This window comes from Psychrobacter sp. NG25, from assembly GCF_015234355.1.
Taxonomy (GTDB): Bacteria; Pseudomonadota; Gammaproteobacteria; order Pseudomonadales; family Moraxellaceae; genus Psychrobacter.
In genome coordinates this window covers 418410-435850 of the sequence record NZ_JADGMV010000001.1, presented here as the reverse complement: position 1 = coordinate 435850, position 17441 = coordinate 418410, and the positions used below count along the sequence as shown (strand labels likewise).

Sequence of the window (17441 nt, the reverse complement as noted above, 5' to 3'; positions counted from 1 at the left end):
AGCTATAGGATCACTTATGAGTAATACAATCCATCCATCTGCTGTTGTTAATGAAAATGTCGTATTAGGCGATAATATATATATAGGACCAAACTGCACTATTGGTTTTCCCGCTGAGTACAAAGCAGAATTCGGTAAAGACTCAAATTATACGGTTAAGATTGAAGATAATGTCGTCCTTACAGGTAACGTTACTGTAGATGCAGGTTCTTGCAGAGATACTGTGATTGGTGAAAGCAGCTTTTTAATGAAGGCAGCTTATATAGCTCATGATGTGATAATTGGTAAGCAGTCTATAATTTCTGCACATGTTTGTTTAGGGGGGCATGTAGCAGTTGGTGATTTTGTTAATATAGGGATGGGCGCTATCGTTCACCCCAGACAAAAAATTGGTAGCTATTCAATGATTGGAATGGGTACAGTAATAACAAAAAAAGCTAAAGTTTTGCCAGGCCGTATCTATGCAGGTAATCCATCAAAGGAAATAGGTGTCAACAAAATAGGTTTAGACCGTAATAATGTCGATGGTTCAAAGCTTGAACAGTTAACAAATGAATTTGAGAATGATAATGCAAATTAACTTTATAGACCTAGAGCGCCAGCAACAAAGAATTGAAAAAGAGATTGCCGAAGCTATATCTCGAGTTCTGAAAAAAGGCCAATATATTATGGGTCAAGAATGCGTAGATTTAGAGCAGCAACTAGCTGAATATACAGGTAGGAAATATTGTCTTGGATGCGCAAATGGTACAGATGCAATTCGTTTGGCTTTAGCTGCGCTTAATATTAAGAAAGATGATTTAGTACTTACTACTAATTTTACATTTTTTGCTACTTCTGAAGTTATAGCGGAGTTAGGTGCTATACCTATTTTTGTAGATATTGATGAGACATACAATATATGTCCTATAGATTTAGAGAGAAAAATACTAGCGTTGAAGAATAGCAATAAAAAAATAGCTGGTATTTTAAGTGTAGACCTTTTTGGACTTCCAGCTAAACATAAAGATATTGATAGATTGGCAAAATCGTATGGATTATGGCATGTGGAAGACGCAGCACAGGGCTTTGGAGGGAAGATTGGTAATGATAGTGCATGTAGTTTTGGAGATATAAGTACTACTAGCTTTTTTCCAGCTAAACCATTAGGTTGTTACGGAGATGGAGGAGCTGTATTTACAGATAGTTTAGAGGTTGCAGAATATATCAAGTCCTTACGAGTACACGGTAAGGGAACACATAAATATGAAAATATAAATATTGGATATAATAGTAGACTTGATACTATTCAAGCAGCTGTTTTGTTAGAAAAAATTAAAATATTTGATAGTGAAGTGGATGAAAAAAATAAAATAGCTGTTAGATATTCTTCAGCTCTAGATGGAATTGATGAAATTATAGTACCTAAGATTCCGTCAGGATATACTAGTAGTTGGGCACAGTATACTTTGAGAGTGGAGAGAAGAGAAGAGCTAATGGACTATCTTAAAGGTGAAGGTATTCCGACTACCATATACTATCCTAAGACAATGAGTCAAACTAAAGCCTTGAATTCATTCTCAAAATATCAACTTGGTGATCTCAAAAACTCTATAGAATTTGCTGACTCTGTCTTAAGTCTTCCAATGCATGCTTATTTGACAGACGATGAAATTACTCACATATGTAATAAAATTTTAACATTTTATAGTTTTTAGCAAAAAATAGAGTAACCAACAAAAAATTTGAATAGAGCAAATGTAACAGGCTACATATGAATGTTAATTGAAGAAATAAATCTAGATGACATTAGTCATATTTATGAAGAAACAGAAACAGCAGCAATTGTTGAAGATTTTTTTAGCTATTTAATTGATTTTAATTTAGAACGTGTATTAATTGTTACAGATGAAGATGTAAAAACTGATATACGGGTATTAAATCAATTAAAAGCATTAAAAAAACTGACTAATGATATTACCATTCTAAGGGTAAAGCCAGATAATATTTACACTGAGAGTCAAAAGAAAAAGATTCTGAAGAAATTATATTGGAAAGCTTTAAGGAATATTATATATTTTCCATGGTTTATAATATTGGTGATTATTCATCACTCTTCGTTGGCTTTTAGAAGAAAAGCAAAACAAGGAATTTGTAATGATCACAATTATTTACTATCAAAGAAAATTGATACCTCCGGTTATACCTCTGTAATTTGCAATAACTTAGTGTCTGCAAGTATTGTCAATTCTTATGATCATGTAGATTATATATATGATATTCACGAACTTGAGGTTTTTAGAAATAGGAATAAATCTTCGATTCAAAGATCTTTTTATATCTACCTTAAAGAAATGGAAGAGTTAAAAGGTAGAAAAAATATAATAACTATAAGCAAATACCTTGCTGACACCTTATCAAATATGTACCACTGTAAGTCTGATTATATACACTGTATATATAACCAAAACTTCAAAAATGTAAAAACTATACCTAGTAAGAAGACTAATATAAATAAGTGTGTACTGATATATATAGGTAATGTATCTTTAGATCGAGGCCTTGAAGACATAGCTAGACTTTCTTTCGAGTATGATGTACTGGTTATTGCTTGTAATTACAGAAAGGAGGCTATTGTATACTTGGAAGAGAATAGTGACTCTAATCGTCTTAAAATATTTAAAGGCATGAATTATCAAAGTTTTCTTTTAAAGCATATTGTACATTATCAACACCCTTTTTTTCTAATTTTAATAAATCCTACCCACCCTAGCTATAGATATGCACTACCTAATAAGTTTTTTCAAGCTCAATCATTAGGGTGTCCTATAATTGCTTACGAAAAAACTTATCTTGCAGATATTATTGAAAACTTTGGATGTGGACTGGTTTTTACCAATAAAACTGGGACCAACTTTATAAATGATGTTACTGATATAGATTATAGGAATATGAAACAATCTATGGAACTAAATATAGCACAAGCTATAGAAAATAAGCTATTGTAAAAATAACATGTAATTTTTAGTAGAAAGCAAGGGTATTAATTATACTCTTGCTTTTTCTCTCACTGGTTTATATATTTATAAACGCCAATCTGGATTTACTAATGTGCCTTTAACATCGATGATTACTTTTGGTTTAGTACAAAAACTATTTATCTTGTCGTCTTCACCAACAAACTCTGAATGGTTCACAGCTACGATAACAGCGTCGAAACTATCTTTTGCAATACTTTCATAGTCTATATGGTCAACGTTTAGATTATTCCAATCCTCCTCAGTGACCCAAGGGTCAGAGTAAGTCATTTTCACGCCATACTTTTCAAGCTCGACACCAATGTCTGTTACTTTAGTATTTCTAACATCTGGGCAATTTTCTTTGAAAGTGACGCCTAAAAGTAGAATACGTGCATCCTTGATGTTCTTACCATATGAAATAAGTTTCTTAATAGTTTGCTCGGCAACAAACTTACTCATAGAGTTATTGATTGCACGCGAGGTCAAAATTAAATTAGGGTTTAAACCTAAAGAGGAAGCTTTATGAGCGAGATAATAAGGGTCTACACCAATACAATGCCCACCTACTAAACCTGGCATTAATTTGATAAAGTTCCATTTGGTAGCAGCTGCTTCTATTACCTCATGGGTGTCTATACCGACTTCGTTGAAAATAAGAGCCAGCTCGTTTATCAAAGCAATATTGACATCACGCTGAGTATTTTCAATAACTTTAGAAGCTTCAGCAACTTTGATAGATGAAGCTTTAAATGTACCAGCAGTAATTACTGAGCTGTATAGCTCATCTACTATATCTGTATAGTAAGAATTTGAACCTGAAGTAACTTTTAATATATTCTCTACTGTACGTAGTTTATCACCAGGGTTAATACGTTCAGGAGAGTAGCCCACACCGAAATCTGTATTTAGCTCAAGTTTTGACTTTTCTAATTCAGGAATACAAACCTCTTCTGTAGCACCTGGATATACTGTCGACTCATAGATAACGATATCGTTTTTCTTGATGATCTTGCTCAACATTTGCGAAGCTTTGATCAAGGGAGTTAGGTCAGGTAAGTTATTATCATCAATTGGCGTAGGGACGGTAATAATAAATACGTTTGCTGCAGCTATTTCTTTGACATCAGAAGAAAAGGTGAGGCGAGAAGTGTTTTTTAAATATTCACTAGTTACTTCTCTGGTTTTATCAATTCCATTAGTTAATTCATCAATACGTGTTTCATTTATATCGAAACCTATAACATCATATTGCTTTGCGAAAGCGCAAGCCAGTGGTAGACCTACGTAACCTAACCCTATGATCGCGATTTTCTTAGAATTCATTAAATGACCTTTTGATACGAATTAATTAGATGATAATATTCGGTTGTTTAAGTATTAGTTATAAGATTGTAGGCATAATAGCAGATATAAAATAACTGAGAAAGTAACGGTGTGTTGGATTTTGCATCATTAATACATAAGCTTTCATAAAAAGGTCGCCCTAATACTGTGACCTTTTTACCTCTCAATAACGCCTCGAAACCACCCAATGAAGTAATTGTATAGACATGGTCTATCGTCTCTAAGGCATCAACCAAATGGATGGGCTGGGTCAATATAAGACAATCTAGCTCAGTAAGTGTGCTAACAATGGATGAATCATCGAGTGTCATTGGATGTGGTTTTACGATGATTTGTGCGTCAGGGTTTTCCTCAATAGCCTGATTGACTACATCAAGCAGTGTAATGCCCATGCCGCCACCGTATTTTAATGAATCATCATGTGGTACCTGACCTAATACCAAAATGCGTTTTTTATTCTTAACACCATATATTGGTGCAACATCGACATAAGGCTGATGATTATATTTGCTTACCCTATGCGATATATAATAATCTAGCATCTCCCGTGCCAACACCTCATCATAGCCGTCCTGCTCAAAGTCAAAGTTGGCAATTAAATCTGTCAAATCATTTGGACGAGTCGTATCGAAGTATGGGGCTTGGCTATCCATCACGATAGATAATGGCGGAACGCTACTATCATCATCAGGCCCTGAACGAATAAAACCATCTTCTAAGAAGAAAATGTCTAAATTTTGCTCTCGTATATAATCAATGAAATACTCAGGTGCTTTATAACCCCAAATATAGATGACAGGATTGACGTGTTTAATAAAGGGTTTTAACCACAGGTTGAAGTAGCGTTGATCGAAATGCCGTTGTATTTGTACATGTGCCGATTCAAACACCCATTCGCTGACGATATCTTTCCATGGCAACATACCAACCACTAGCGCCAAACGTTGATTAGGGTAGCGATGGTGTCTATAGTAACCTGATAATAGTGGTTTGAAGTAGTTATTGAATTTCATGACGTAGTCGACGGCTTGGGTTGGTAGCGGAGGATTGGATATACATTATTAATATATTTACGTTGGCAATGTATTATAGTTCCCAGTATAGTTGCATTTATGAGCAAAGACGAATAACTAATTCATAAAGTAACGGATCGATGTTATGAAAAATAAAATATTAGTTACTGGCGGTGCTGGATATATCGGTTCCCATACTTGTATAGCATTACATGAAGCAGGCTATGATGTTGTTGTGTACGATAACTTATCTAATAGTAGCCGTGAAGCGATTAACCGTGTCTCTACTCTTATTGGACAGACAGTTGAGTTTATCGAAGGGGATATTCGAGATACTGAGTTACTCAGAGAAGTCTTTGCTTCGCACGAATTCTTTGGCGTGATTCACTTTGCTGGATTAAAAGCAGTTGGGGAGTCAGTAGCAAAGCCATTGCTGTATTACAATAACAATGTCAACGGCACCATAACCTTGTTAGAAGTTATGGCAGAATATAATATTAAAAATCTAGTTTTTTCATCATCTGCCACTGTCTATGGTGATCCTGAATCCTTACCTATCGATGAGAGCTCGAAGCGCTCTTGTACCAATCCTTATGGACAAAGTAAGCTTGCAGTTGAACATATCTTAGAAGATTTAGCTGTGTCTGATGACAGTTGGAACCTGATTGCTCTTAGATATTTTAATCCAGTAGGCGCGCATACATCAGGACAGATTGGCGAAGACCCCAATGACATTCCTAACAACTTGATGCCTTATATTTCTCAAGTGGCCGTCGGCAAACTTGATAAGCTCAGTATCTTTGGTAATGACTACCCTACCGTAGATGGGACAGGTATCCGTGACTTTATTCATGTTACTGATTTGGCTCAAGGTCACGTGGCTGCACTAAATTATCTAGATAAACAAACCAGTCTAAACGAAAGTGGTACGACAAAAAAGAACTCAGTAGGCTTTTTACCTATTAATTTAGGAACTGGTAAAGGAACTTCTGTTTTAGAATTGGTATCTGCATTTTCTGACGTATCTGGACAGGTTATTCCTTATCAGTTTACAGGTCGTCGAGCAGGTGACATTGCTAGTTGTTATGCCAGTGCCGATAAAGCGAAAATGCTGTTAGAGTGGCAAACTGAATTATCGATTGCTGATATGTGTCAAGATACATGGCGTTGGCAGAGCACGAACCCGAATGGATACAATGTATCTTGATACTTGTTAATCTATCATCGTTTATCTACTACCTTATTCTAACTTAACTTTTGAAACAATCTTATCCATATGAAAAAAATCACTCACGCCGTTATTCCTGTCGCAGGCTTTGGTACACGTATGCTGCCACTGTCTAAGTCTGTACCTAAAGAGTTATTGCCTTTAGGTAATCGTCCCGCTATTCATTATGTCGTTGAAGAGGCGATTGCTGCGGGTATCAAACATATTGTTCTAGTCGGTCATGCGCAAAAAAGTGCGATAGAAAACTACTTTGATATCAATGCTGAATTGGACAATCAATTACGCCACAAAGGCAAAGAAGCGCTGGCTGATAGCTTAAACTGGCTACCAGAGGATGTGACGGTGTCGATGATACGTCAGGGTAAAGCCTTAGGCTTGGGTCATGCAGTACTCGCTGCTCGACCAATCATTGGCGAGCATGACTTTGCTGTATTGTTGCCTGATGTCGTGCTTGATCCTTTTACTGGTAATATGACGGCTGATAACTTAGCCTTTATGATGGATGCTTTTGGCGCAGACAACCACTCACAGATATTGGTCGATAATGTTGCCGATGAAGATGTGCATAAATACGGTATTGCTAAGTTGAGCGATGCCAGTAATATTAATGAGCAATCAGACATTAACATTAGCTTTAAAGTTGAAGGGTTTGTAGAAAAGCCTAACTTAGCCGATGCACCTTCTAAATTAGCAGTTGTTGGTCGTTACGTTTTTAGCAATAAGATTTTTGATTATTTGGCAAATACTAAAGCCTCCGTCGGTGGTGAGATTCAGCTGACGGATGCCATTGATGCATTGATTAGTGAATACGGAGTGAATGTCACGACGATGCGTGGTAATAGCTATGATGCAGGTGATATGCGCTCGTATATGCAGGCGTTTATCTACTTTGCCGAGCAGCAATTAGCAGAAGATGAATAGCTGATGGTTGATATCAAAGACGACATAAGCTATCACAGTGCTCGCCGTTCTGAATACTGGCAGCAACTACAAACGCTTGCCAAGCAGCCATGGTCGCTTGCACAGCTGTTTGCGCAAGATGACAGTCGTGCTGCGCGCTTTAGTATGCAAGCTGGCGCGCTGTACATGGACTATAGCAAGCAATGTATTGATGAACAGGTGCTGGCAACTCTATTTCAGCTAGCAGAGAGCTGTGAATTGTCGACACGTATTGATGCGCTTATGCAGGGCGCTTTGGTGAATACCAGTGAAGAGCGTGCGGCGCTACATACGGCGCTACGCCTGCCAGAAACAGCCACTTTACAAGTTGAAAATCAAAATATCGTTGCTGATGTACATCATAGTTTAGCGCAGGTAGCGAGACTATCTGAGCGGGTTCGTAGTGGCACATGGCGTGGTTTTTCAGGTAAGGCTATCACTGATGTCGTTAATATTGGGGTTGGTGGCTCCGATCTTGGACCGCTCATGGCGACGACTGCGCTTGATGAGTGGGCAGATACAGAGATAGAAGTACATTTTGTCTCCAACATGGATGGCACTCAGCTTGATAACTTGCTGAAACATCTAAATCCTGAGACGACTCTATTTATCATATCGTCCAAATCCTTTGGTACTGTCGATACTTTATCCAATGCTAAGACGGCATTATCTTGGCTATTTGCCACTGCTAAGCTGCGCGCGGGTACTGAAGACAGTGTATTACGTCGCCATTTTATTGGAATATCAGCCAATAGTGAAAAAATGAGTGCTTGGGGGATTCACCCTGAGCATCAGCTGCAACTTTGGGAATGGGTCGGCGGTCGGTTCTCTTTATGGTCGGCGATTGGACTGGCGATTGCTATTCGTATTGGTATGTCTGGTTTCAAAGAGTTATTGGCTGGGGCTCACAGTATGGACGAGCACTTTGCGCAAGCTGACTTTTCGGAGAACTTGCCCGTATTATTAGGGCTGCTTGCCGTTTGGAACAGTACCTTTTTACAGGTGAACGCTCACACCGTATTACCCTACGATGGTCGTCTCAGCTATTTGCCAAGCTACTTAACTCAGTTAGAGATGGAAAGTAATGGTAAGTCCGTTACTCAGCATGGCGATCATATTGACTATGATACGTGCCCAATTCTATGGGGCGAGATTGGCTCCAATGCTCAGCATGCGTTTTATCAATTGCTACATCAAGGGACACAGCAAGTCTCTTGCGACTTTATTGCTTGCGTGCGGCGCTATAGTGGCGAAATGAAAAACGCCTCATTACAACAACAGCATGAACTGTCTTTAGCCAATTGTTTGGCGCAAAGTCGCGTACTGGCGTTTGGTAATGCTGCGCTCCAAGAGTCTGAGGTTCAAGTAGCTTCTGCTGCGGACAAGTATAAATATTACCGTGGCAATCAACCATCAACCACGTTGCTGATCGATGAGCTGACGCCGCATAGTTTAGGAGCGCTGATTGCGCTTTATGAACATAAGGTCTACGTCATGGCCAGTATCTGGGATATCAACCCGTTTGATCAATGGGGCGTGGAGATGGGGAAGCAAATGGCAGAGTCCGTACATCAAGCGATGCAACACACACAGCAAGAGTCTCAAGATCAATTTGATACCTCTACTGATCAGCTGCTACAACACATTAGACAGCTGTCTTAATTCTGCTGCCGATACATTAATAACGTGAAAAGGTAAGCTTATGAGCGCTGATTCTACAAACGATCGCACACCCACACATATACAGGCATCTAAGCCACAAGGTGCTCATGGCAATCAAGTTTGTGTGCTTATTGGTCATAGTATTGAAGCTATTACCAGTGCCGTGGTGCTGGCAAGTCTAGGTCAACGCGTCCATTTGTATGCAGATATGGATTTATTAACTCAGCAGATACAGCAATATGGCTTTGAGCATCATTTGCAAGCGCTGTGGCAGATGTATGAGCAGCAGCAGATTATTACCAGCAAAGCGTTGCCAGATAGTGCCAACACGTTAATAAAGTGCTATGAATCGGCAAGTCATGACGAAGTTGATAATCAAAGCACTGTGGCACTTTACTGGTTGTTTTTAGACAGCATCAAATTAGTATGGACAGAATCCAGTTGGATTACGGCATTCAATCATAGCCATCAGCAGGTGCTACCTGTGGTTATGAGTGGTATCGAGCAGTTAGGAAAGGTCTCAGCACTGGCTCAGCATTTACAGCGTGCTTGGGTATACTATCTGCCATTTGTCTTTTTACAAGACGGCGATGCTTATAGTTCAATGTTAAATCCTTCATTATGGCTACTGGGTGAAAAAACAGCCAATAGTAGCCAACATCTAGAAGTATTAAAACCTTTAATGCAGCACGCACGTGCCGCACATCACGCTGATATTGCTACGATAGAATTTGCTCGTAGTAGTATCATGGCGATGCTTGCGACGCGAGTGAGTTTTATGAATGAGATGTCACGCTTGGCGGATAGCCAACAGGTTGATATCAAGCAAGTTAGTCGTATCATGGGTCTGGACGAGCGGGTCGGTAGCAGTTACCTACAGGCCGGCTGGGGGTTTGGTGGTAATACGCTCCCTACTGAATTGTCTAAATTACAGCAGTCAAGCCAAACGCACAGTTTAAATATGCCGCTGTTGCAGTCAGTCATGCACATCAACGAAGACCAAAAAGAGCTGATATTCCGTAAGTTTTGGCAATATTTTGATGGTTTTATCGATAATAAAACCGTGATGGTCTGGGGTGGTAGCTATAAAGCAGGATCTGGACGTACGGCAGGATCAGCTATTCATCCATTGTTGGCTTTACTGTGGTCTTATAATATTCGTACTATAGTCTATAGTGACAAAGCGCAGGCCGAACTGGCTGTGCTTTATCAGCAGCAACCATTACTTGAGTTGATTGATAATCCTTATGAGCAACTTCGTGAGGCTCAGGCAATTTTTGTCGTGAGTTGGTCGCCACGAGATCAATTAGATATTGCCAAAATTAATCAACAAGCTATGCCGGTATTTGATGCGCAAAATACGTTGACACGGATGCAAATTAATAGCCTAGTGGGTGACTATATAGGCATTGGGCGCGCTAAATAGTTCTACCCAAGATTTTCTATCATCAAAAAATCTCGCTAATAACCAGCGAGATTTTTTTTGACTTATTATCACAAACGTCTTTGGTTAATTTCATGGTTTTATGCTAGTACAGCACCTTGTGCCGCTAACCATTCCTTTATTTCTCGACTCTTATTGGCTAACAATACTTGATTGCCGCGACTTTCAATGTTTAATCTGATAAGAGGTTCGGTATTTGATGCCCGCAGATTAAAGCGCCACTCGCCAAAGTTAAGACTAAGGCCATCAAGCATCGATTTGACTGGTTGCTCGTTGCTGAATTTGGCTTCAATTGCACTAATAATCGTTGGCGCATCGTGAGTGGTGAGGTGAAAGTTTAATTCGCCTGAGCTAGGATATGCTTGAATATAGCCTGTGACCAATTCTGATAAGGTTTTACTAGTGATAGACAGTAGCTCAATGGTTAGTAACCAAGGAATCATGCCGCTATCGCAATAAAAGAAGTCACGAAAATAGTGATGGGCAGACATTTCACCACCATATACAGCACCAGAGTCACGCATGACTTGCTTAATGAATGAGTGTCCAGACTTACTGATGACAGCCTTACCATGGTGTTCTTTAATCACCGCTTCGGTATTATAGATTACTCGTGGATCGTAGACGATTGATTCACTTGGATATTTGTTCAAAAACGCTTGCGCGAGCATACCAACGATGTAGCTACCATCGATAAATTCGCCACTTTCATCGAACAAAAAGCAACGGTCAAAATCCCCATCGAAGGCAATACCAAGATCGGCTTTACATTCTAAAACGGCTTGCTGGGTAGCCACTCTATTGGCTTCGATCATAGGGTTGGGAATGCCGTTAGGGAAGCTGCCGTCAGGAGTGTGGTGTAGTTTAATCACTTCAACTGGTGCATCAGCTCGTGCAAGTTTTTCAATCAATAAATCAACCACTGGGCCAGCACTGCCATTGCCTGAGTTAATGACCAGCTTAAGAGGCTTTAACTTATCCGTATCGATAAAGGTCATGACATGATCTATATAAGCCTTTTTATCGGTCAATAATTGCAGTTTTCCTGATGGATTGTCAGTCGTGAATTTGCCAGACTCAGCGAGTGCCTGAATCTCTGCCAAACCATCATCGGCACTGATTGGCTTTGAATGTTCCTTGACCAGTTTTAAGCCATTATAATTGATGGGGTTGTGACTGGCAGTGACTTCGATACCACCCAACGCCTGATAATGACTGGTGGCAAAATACACTTCTTCAGTACCAGTCATGCCTAAATCAATCACATCAACACCAGCATCAATAATACCTGCTATGGTGGCTTGTTTAAGCTGTTCACTAGAATGACGAATGTCGCTACCGATGACAATGGCAGGTTTTAGATTTGTCATATCACTGTCATGAGTCTCACTTACTGTACTATGACGCTGATATAAAATCTGCGCAAAGGCACGCCCGATACGGTAAGCAATGTCTTCATCCAGATTAACACCAAGCTCGCCGCGAATATCATAAGCTTTGAATGAGCTGATCGTAATAGGATTGAATTCAGTTTTTGGCTGATAGCTAATGGTCGCAGAAGTAGACATAATGGTAAAAATTCCTTGCGCGTGAGCAGTGGTAAAATAATAAAATAGATAGCACAATTATAGGCCAATCAGGGTTCAATGATACACTAACCACTCAATGATGAATCAAACGCGCGCCAATAGTTATTGATTAACTTTATACTAAGCTACCGAATAAAATAACAAACAAAACGATAAGAGCCTCCTTTATGAATACTCTCGACAATAAAATCACAGTGCCTGCACCAGTACAAGGAACACCAGAAGCCACAGGACAGCTTGATGATCTTTTAGCATTGATGGCGCGGCTGCGAGTTGATTGTCCGTGGGACAAAAAGCAAAGCAATCATAGCCTGATTCCTTATGCCATCGAAGAAGCTTATGAGTTAGGCGAAGCGGTACAAAGTGATGATGATGAAGATATCAAAGGCGAGCTGGGCGATGTGCTACTGCAAATTGTGTTTCATTGTCAGATGTATGCTGAGCAAGGGCGCTTTGACATGAGTGACGTCATTACTACTCTACAAGAGAAGCTGATTCGCCGTCATCCGCACGTGTTTGAGGCCGAAACCCTAACAGACGATGCAGCAGTAAAAGTACGCTGGGATGAGATTAAAGCGGAGGAGCAGCAAGCACGCGAGGCACGCGGTAAACCAAAGCGACGTTTGGATAATACCAAAGCGGGTAGTGCGCTCATGCAAGCACAAGATGTACAGAAACAAGCCTCAAAGTTGGGGTTTGATTGGGAAGGCATCGCAGGGGCAGTGGATAAGCTAGATGAAGAGATTGCCGAGCTAAAAAGTGAATTGACAGATAAATCTAAAGAAGCTGTTAAATACGACATAAGCAAAGCCAATATCAGAGAAGTCGAAAAAGAACTGGGTGATTGTATGTTTGCCCTAGTTAATGTCGCACGCAAATTAAATCTTGATGCAGAAACAGCAACGCTGACGTGTGTGCATAAATTTAAGTCACGTTTTGGTTATATTGAAACGCAATTGGCTGAGGCTGGCAAGCGTTTGGAAGACAGCGACATAACAGAGATGGATGCATTATGGGAAGCGGCGAAACAACATGAACGCTCATCCTAAAATCTCGTTTGCTAGCGTAGTCAAGACTGCTATTTTAGGTTGTGTTTTGGCTATTTTGATACTTAATAATGCTAATGCTGCGCCCTGTTTTGATAATCCTCAAAGCGCCTATGAGTACCTGTTGTCACAAGAAAATGCCAAAACTCAAGCACGTGAGCAATATACCATGAACATCAATCGTGCCAGTGAAGGTGAATTGGTTTCACTAAACGGTATTGGTAGTAGCAAAGCCCAAGCGATTATTTTATATCGTGAGATGTTTGGTAATTTTAAGACAGTTGATGAGTTGGCAAAGGTCAAAGGTATCGGTGCAAAAACCGTTGAGAAAAATCGAGGACGTTTAAGCGTACAAGATTAAGAGCATTATTTTGCTTTAATTAACCCCGATATTGACAAAATAGCACGTAAGTAAATGTCATAACACACCTACTGCGTCCAAAATTTGTTAAACTAGTGGGTACATCCGCCTGATAAACGCTGTGTTTATCAGGGGTGGTCAAAGAATACCGGCGAGGAGTAGATGCATGGCCGAGCGTGCCGCCAAGCAGTTAGAACTGAATAAATCTGAATTACCCAATTCCATTACTGAAGTAATTGCCACTTTAACCCGAGCTGGGTTTGACGCATATATCGTCGGTGGCGGTGTGCGTGACACCTTATTGGGTCTACGTCCAAAAGACTTTGATGCGGTCACTGATGCCAAACCGCATGAAATCAAAGACGTCTTTGGTAAGCGCTGCCGTATTATAGGTCGTCGCTTTCAGTTGGCGCACGTGTATTCAGGCAGAGAACTGATTGAGGTTGCTACCTTCCGTGGTCCGCCAACGAGTGATGCTAATACCAATCAAGATGGCATGATTCTGCGTGATAATGTTTGGGGTGATATCAAACAGGATTTCTCTCGTCGTGATTTTTCTATCAACGCACTCTATTATCAACCGCTTAAAGGTGTGGTTCATGATTTTTGTGGTGCGCTTGAAGATATTGATAACAAAATCATTCGACTGCTTGGCCATGCGCCCGTTCGTATAGAAGAAGACCCCGTACGGTTATTACGTGCCTTACGTTTTAAGGCCAAGCTTGGTTTTGAATTTGATGAGGCATTATCTGATCAATTTCATGATGGTAATTGGGCGTTGCTTGAGCAAATATCACCGCATCGCCTCTATGATGAAACGCAGAAGATGTTTACGGGTGGCTATCTAGTGCCATTGCTGCCGTTATTGTTTGAATCAGGTGCAATAGACAGCTTAATTATTTATCCACCGTCTGAGCCAAGTGCGCTCGTCAAACAAGTGGCTATCAATACGGACAAACGTATTGCAGCGGGCAAGAGTATTAACCCTGCGTTCTTTTATGCCGCGCTATTGTGGGAAAACTACCTCCATCAGTTGGCAAAAGCTAAAAAACGTAATATGCCATTTGCTGAAGCACAAATGCATGCTGCTGGTAAAGTGATTGATCGTCAACGTATCAAAACGGCGATTCCTAAGTTTGCAGAGCAGTTTATCCGTGATATTTGGGTATTACAGCCGAAACTTGCAGCCCCGCGTAGTAAACAAATCGTCCAGCTCTCTGAGCATCCACGTTTCCGTGCGGGTTTTGACTTTTTATTATTGCGCGAGCAGTGCGGTGATGCTGAGCATCCGCTATCAGAGTCTACCAATGGTATGGGCGACTGGTGGCAGACGTATCAGACATTATCTGAGCAAGACCAAGAGCAGGCTGTTGATGAGTTTGATGAGAATATCCGCCGTGGTGCCTACAAGCAGCAAGGACAGCGTGGTCGCGGGCGCAATCGTCAAAAGCCAGAGTCAAACAGTGGTGATAATACAGTCTCTCATCAAAAAAATACCAAGCAAAGCAAAGCCAGTAATGGTACTGAGCAAGGTAGGAATGATCAGACAATGGTAAATGACTCGTCGAATATTCCAGCACGCCGCCGTCGCGCTGCCAGTCAATCGGCTCCTGCCAAGCATTCCGGTAGCAACAAAAATAATAGCCATGAGTTTCAACAAGCAAAGCAAGACAGTAATGAGCTTGCCCAGCTACAGCAGTTATCTCTTGCCAGTGCCAGTAGTCAAACTGCAAATAAACGCCATCATTCTAAGCCTGCACCGTTATTTGTTATAGAGCATGAGAAAGTCGTGCCACCATTACAAAAGCAACTGTCAGGTAATGATAAGTCTAAACGTTCTAATGAACCTGTGCAGCAAAAAGCAGCAACTCAGAACACGTCGGCTAAGAAGGCGGAGCGAGTAGAAGGTACACGTCCGGCTCGTTCAAATAGTGTTCCATCATCTAGCGCTAAACCATCAGAGACTCAGCCTGTATCTACAACACATATTACTCGTTCGGTGGCCAGATCGCCTGCGCTAGTAAGTATGAATAACGAGCCAATACCGCATAAGCGCCGTCGTCGCGAGCCTACTGTAGACAATGCAACGCCTCAGATAGCAGCTAATCAAGAGCAAACTGCTGCGAAGTATGCGAAAAAAGCACCTAAGCCAGCAGCTCAGTCCGCTGATAAAACAGACACTAAAGCCAAAAATCCGCCAGAGCGTAAGCAAGCAGCGAAAGTTACGGCTCCTGTAAAAGCTAGAAAATCAGCGAAAGCGACAGAAAGTCAGGCTGCTAAAACCAGTCAAGCGGCTTATAGTAAGGTTACTGCTAATAATGTGAGTGACAATAAAGGTCCTGTACCATCGAAGCGTCGCCGTCGCCAGCCAAGTATTGAAAATGCCTAATATGGATAACAATACGGATAGTGCTAGTTGGGTTACCTGCTATGTAGGCTTGGGTAGCAATCTCGCTAATGAGCTGGGTTCACCAGCAGAGCATTTGCAGCAAGCAATTGCAACGATGCGAGAGCATGAGCAGATACGTGAAATTCAAGTATCCTCATTTTATGCATCGGCTCCTATGGGACCGCAGGATCAGCCTGACTTTGTCAATGCAGTTGTTGGATTCGAGACCACGTTGACAGCGCTTGAGCTGCTTGCATTTTGCCAGCAGTTAGAGTCGCAAGCCATGCGTGCACGCATACGACACTGGGGCGAGCGTAGTCTCGATGTCGATATTTTATTGTATGGTAACGTGCACATCACAGAGCCACAATTAAGCGTACCGCATGTTGGATTGACTGAGCGTAACTTTGTACTGATACCGCTCCGAGAGTTGGCGCCAAACTTGATAATCAAAGGTGCGCCGATCGGTGATTATCCACAGAGTGCAGATTGGACAGGCTTAAAGTTACTGGCAAATAACGCATGATTTTCAAATGTTAGAATAGTCGTCGTTAGCATTGTTAATGACTGATAAACAATATTAATGAGTAGCTGCACAGCAGAATAATTGAGGGTCATATGACGACGTTATCTACTTTAAATAAATTTAAAAAAGAAGGTACTAAGTTCACTTGCTTGACGTGCTATGACTCTATGTTTGCACGGATGATGGACAAGGTAGAGATTGATACCATTTTGATTGGTGATAGTTTGGGCATGGTCGTGCAAGGTCATGACTCAACGCTGCCCGTGACAGTCAACGATATGGCTTATCATACTGCCAATGTTGCCCGTAGCAATAAACACGCTCTGATACTGGCTGATCTACCGTTCATGAGTTATGTGACACTACCAGAAGCGATTGCTAATAGCCGTAAGCTGATGCAAGCAGGCGCGCACGTGATCAAAATTGAGGGCGGTAGCGAGCTCTGTGAGTTGGTCACGACATTAGCACAAGCAGGCACACCCACTTGTGTGCATCTTGGTCTGACTCCGCAATCAGTCAATGTATTTGGCGGCTATAAAATTCAAGGTCGCGGTGATGAAGCGGCTGATAAACTGCTTGCTGATGCCAAAGCAGTGGTTGACGCTGGTGCTGCACTGCTAGTATTAGAATGTGTACCTGCTGAGCTTGCAAAAGCCGTGACAGATGCGGTTGCCGTGCCAGTCATTGGCATTGGTGCTGGTGCAGATACTGACGGTCAAGTCTTGGTTATGCATGACATGCTAGGTATGGCTCATGGCCGTGTGCCACGCTTTGTTCACGATTTTCTTACAGATGAGCGTAATACTGCGCACAGCATTGAAGGGGCATTTGCCCTTTATCAACAGTCGGTACGTGAAGGTAACTTCCCTACTGAACAGCATCAATTCAATTAATAGTTAGT

The 17441-nt window shown here is 41.0% G+C and carries 15 protein-coding genes; 12 read left to right on the top strand and 3 right to left on the bottom strand.

The features are described from left to right. Positions 1-16: 16 nt before the first annotated feature. From IPZ60_RS01820 to IPZ60_RS01810, 3 genes are read left to right on the top strand one after another with little or no spacing between them, the layout of a single operon-like run. Positions 17-580 carry a hypothetical protein gene (locus IPZ60_RS01820; protein ID WP_194196168.1) on the top strand — a complete coding sequence of 188 codons (564 nt, stop codon included), beginning with the start codon at positions 17-19 and terminating at the stop codon, positions 578-580. Next, the gene (locus IPZ60_RS01815; protein ID WP_227669173.1) at positions 564-1697 is read left to right on the top strand and encodes a DegT/DnrJ/EryC1/StrS aminotransferase family protein; all 1134 of its coding nucleotides are present in this window, start codon (positions 564-566) and stop codon (positions 1695-1697) included. The genes IPZ60_RS01820 and IPZ60_RS01815 overlap by 17 nt, the downstream gene beginning before the upstream one ends. A gap of 60 nt (positions 1698-1757) precedes the next feature. Further along, positions 1758-2987: a hypothetical protein gene (locus IPZ60_RS01810; protein ID WP_194196167.1), complete on the top strand. Its 1230-nt coding sequence runs from the start codon at positions 1758-1760 to the stop codon at positions 2985-2987. Positions 2988-3062: 75 nt separating this feature from the next. Here the strand turns inward: IPZ60_RS01810 and IPZ60_RS01805 are convergent, their stop codons facing one another. Beyond that, positions 3063-4322 carry a nucleotide sugar dehydrogenase gene (locus IPZ60_RS01805; protein ID WP_194196166.1) on the bottom strand — a complete coding sequence of 420 codons (1260 nt, stop codon included), beginning with the start codon at positions 4320-4322 and terminating at the stop codon, positions 3063-3065. A gap of 47 nt (positions 4323-4369) precedes the next feature. Then, positions 4370-5356, bottom strand: coding sequence for a capsular polysaccharide biosynthesis protein (locus IPZ60_RS01800; RefSeq protein ID WP_194196165.1), 987 nt, complete (start codon positions 5354-5356; stop codon positions 4370-4372). A gap of 145 nt (positions 5357-5501) precedes the next feature. On the opposite strand from IPZ60_RS01800, the gene galE reads away from it, so the two are divergent. From galE to IPZ60_RS01780, 4 genes are all read left to right on the top strand, one after another. Then, a complete protein-coding gene (galE, locus tag IPZ60_RS01795) occupies positions 5502-6563 on the top strand; it encodes a UDP-glucose 4-epimerase GalE (protein WP_194196164.1) in 1062 nt (353 codons plus the stop codon). 69 nt (positions 6564-6632) lie between these two features. After that, a complete protein-coding gene (locus tag IPZ60_RS01790) occupies positions 6633-7505 on the top strand; it encodes a UTP--glucose-1-phosphate uridylyltransferase (RefSeq protein ID WP_194196163.1) in 873 nt (290 codons plus the stop codon). 3 nt (positions 7506-7508) lie between these two features. Further along, positions 7509-9185, top strand: coding sequence for a glucose-6-phosphate isomerase (gene pgi, locus IPZ60_RS01785; protein WP_194196162.1), 1677 nt, complete (start codon positions 7509-7511; stop codon positions 9183-9185). Positions 9186-9225: 40 nt separating this feature from the next. Further along, positions 9226-10611 (top strand): UDP-glucose/GDP-mannose dehydrogenase family protein, encoded by a 1386-nt coding sequence (locus IPZ60_RS01780; RefSeq protein ID WP_194196161.1) that lies wholly within the window; start codon positions 9226-9228, stop codon positions 10609-10611. 98 nt (positions 10612-10709) lie between these two features. On the opposite strand, the gene IPZ60_RS01775 is transcribed toward IPZ60_RS01780, so the two are convergent. Beyond that, positions 10710-12197: a phosphomannomutase CpsG gene (locus tag IPZ60_RS01775; RefSeq protein ID WP_194196160.1), complete on the bottom strand. Its 1488-nt coding sequence runs from the start codon at positions 12195-12197 to the stop codon at positions 10710-10712. Between the two features lie 188 nt (positions 12198-12385). Here IPZ60_RS01775 and mazG point away from each other — a divergent pair, with 188 nt between their 5' ends. From mazG to panB, 5 genes are all read left to right on the top strand, one after another. After that, a complete protein-coding gene (gene mazG / locus IPZ60_RS01770; RefSeq protein WP_194196159.1) occupies positions 12386-13267 on the top strand; it encodes a nucleoside triphosphate pyrophosphohydrolase in 882 nt (293 codons plus the stop codon). Next, positions 13251-13625 (top strand): ComEA family DNA-binding protein, encoded by a 375-nt coding sequence (locus IPZ60_RS01765; RefSeq protein WP_194196158.1) that lies wholly within the window; start codon positions 13251-13253, stop codon positions 13623-13625. Before mazG ends, IPZ60_RS01765 begins: the two co-directional genes overlap by 17 nt. A 166-nt stretch (positions 13626-13791) precedes the next feature. Then, positions 13792-16014, top strand: coding sequence for a polynucleotide adenylyltransferase PcnB (gene pcnB / locus IPZ60_RS01760; protein ID WP_194196157.1), 2223 nt, complete (start codon positions 13792-13794; stop codon positions 16012-16014). Then, positions 16007-16540: a 2-amino-4-hydroxy-6-hydroxymethyldihydropteridine diphosphokinase gene (folK, locus tag IPZ60_RS01755; protein ID WP_194196156.1), complete on the top strand. Its 534-nt coding sequence runs from the start codon at positions 16007-16009 to the stop codon at positions 16538-16540. The genes pcnB and folK overlap by 8 nt, the downstream gene beginning before the upstream one ends. A 92-nt stretch (positions 16541-16632) precedes the next feature. After that, positions 16633-17433 carry a 3-methyl-2-oxobutanoate hydroxymethyltransferase gene (panB, locus tag IPZ60_RS01750; RefSeq protein WP_194196155.1) on the top strand — a complete coding sequence of 267 codons (801 nt, stop codon included), beginning with the start codon at positions 16633-16635 and terminating at the stop codon, positions 17431-17433. The last annotated feature ends 8 nt before the right edge of the window (positions 17434-17441 follow it).

What these genes read in the sequence shown, in the direction of transcription:
- IPZ60_RS01820 (WP_194196168.1), top strand. Translation starts at nt 17, where the DNA reads ATGAGTAATACAATCCATCCATCTGCTGTTGTTAATGAAAATGTCGTA.
- IPZ60_RS01815 (WP_227669173.1), top strand. Translation starts at nt 564, where the DNA reads ATGATAATGCAAATTAACTTTATAGACCTAGAGCGCCAGCAACAAAGA.
- IPZ60_RS01810 (WP_194196167.1), top strand. Translation starts at nt 1,758, where the DNA reads ATGTTAATTGAAGAAATAAATCTAGATGACATTAGTCATATTTATGAA.
- IPZ60_RS01805 (WP_194196166.1), bottom strand. Translation starts at nt 4,322, where the DNA reads ATGAATTCTAAGAAAATCGCGATCATAGGGTTAGGTTACGTAGGTCTA.
- IPZ60_RS01800 (WP_194196165.1), bottom strand. Translation starts at nt 5,356, where the DNA reads ATGAAATTCAATAACTACTTCAAACCACTATTATCAGGTTACTATAGA.
- galE (WP_194196164.1), top strand. Translation starts at nt 5,502, where the DNA reads ATGAAAAATAAAATATTAGTTACTGGCGGTGCTGGATATATCGGTTCC.
- IPZ60_RS01790 (WP_194196163.1), top strand. Translation starts at nt 6,633, where the DNA reads ATGAAAAAAATCACTCACGCCGTTATTCCTGTCGCAGGCTTTGGTACA.
- pgi (WP_194196162.1), top strand. Translation starts at nt 7,509, where the DNA reads ATGGTTGATATCAAAGACGACATAAGCTATCACAGTGCTCGCCGTTCT.
- IPZ60_RS01780 (WP_194196161.1), top strand. Translation starts at nt 9,226, where the DNA reads ATGAGCGCTGATTCTACAAACGATCGCACACCCACACATATACAGGCA.
- IPZ60_RS01775 (WP_194196160.1), bottom strand. Translation starts at nt 12,197, where the DNA reads ATGTCTACTTCTGCGACCATTAGCTATCAGCCAAAAACTGAATTCAAT.
- mazG (WP_194196159.1), top strand. Translation starts at nt 12,386, where the DNA reads ATGAATACTCTCGACAATAAAATCACAGTGCCTGCACCAGTACAAGGA.
- IPZ60_RS01765 (WP_194196158.1), top strand. Translation starts at nt 13,251, where the DNA reads ATGAACGCTCATCCTAAAATCTCGTTTGCTAGCGTAGTCAAGACTGCT.
- pcnB (WP_194196157.1), top strand. Translation starts at nt 13,792, where the DNA reads ATGGCCGAGCGTGCCGCCAAGCAGTTAGAACTGAATAAATCTGAATTA.
- folK (WP_194196156.1), top strand. Translation starts at nt 16,007, where the DNA reads ATGCCTAATATGGATAACAATACGGATAGTGCTAGTTGGGTTACCTGC.
- panB (WP_194196155.1), top strand. Translation starts at nt 16,633, where the DNA reads ATGACGACGTTATCTACTTTAAATAAATTTAAAAAAGAAGGTACTAAG.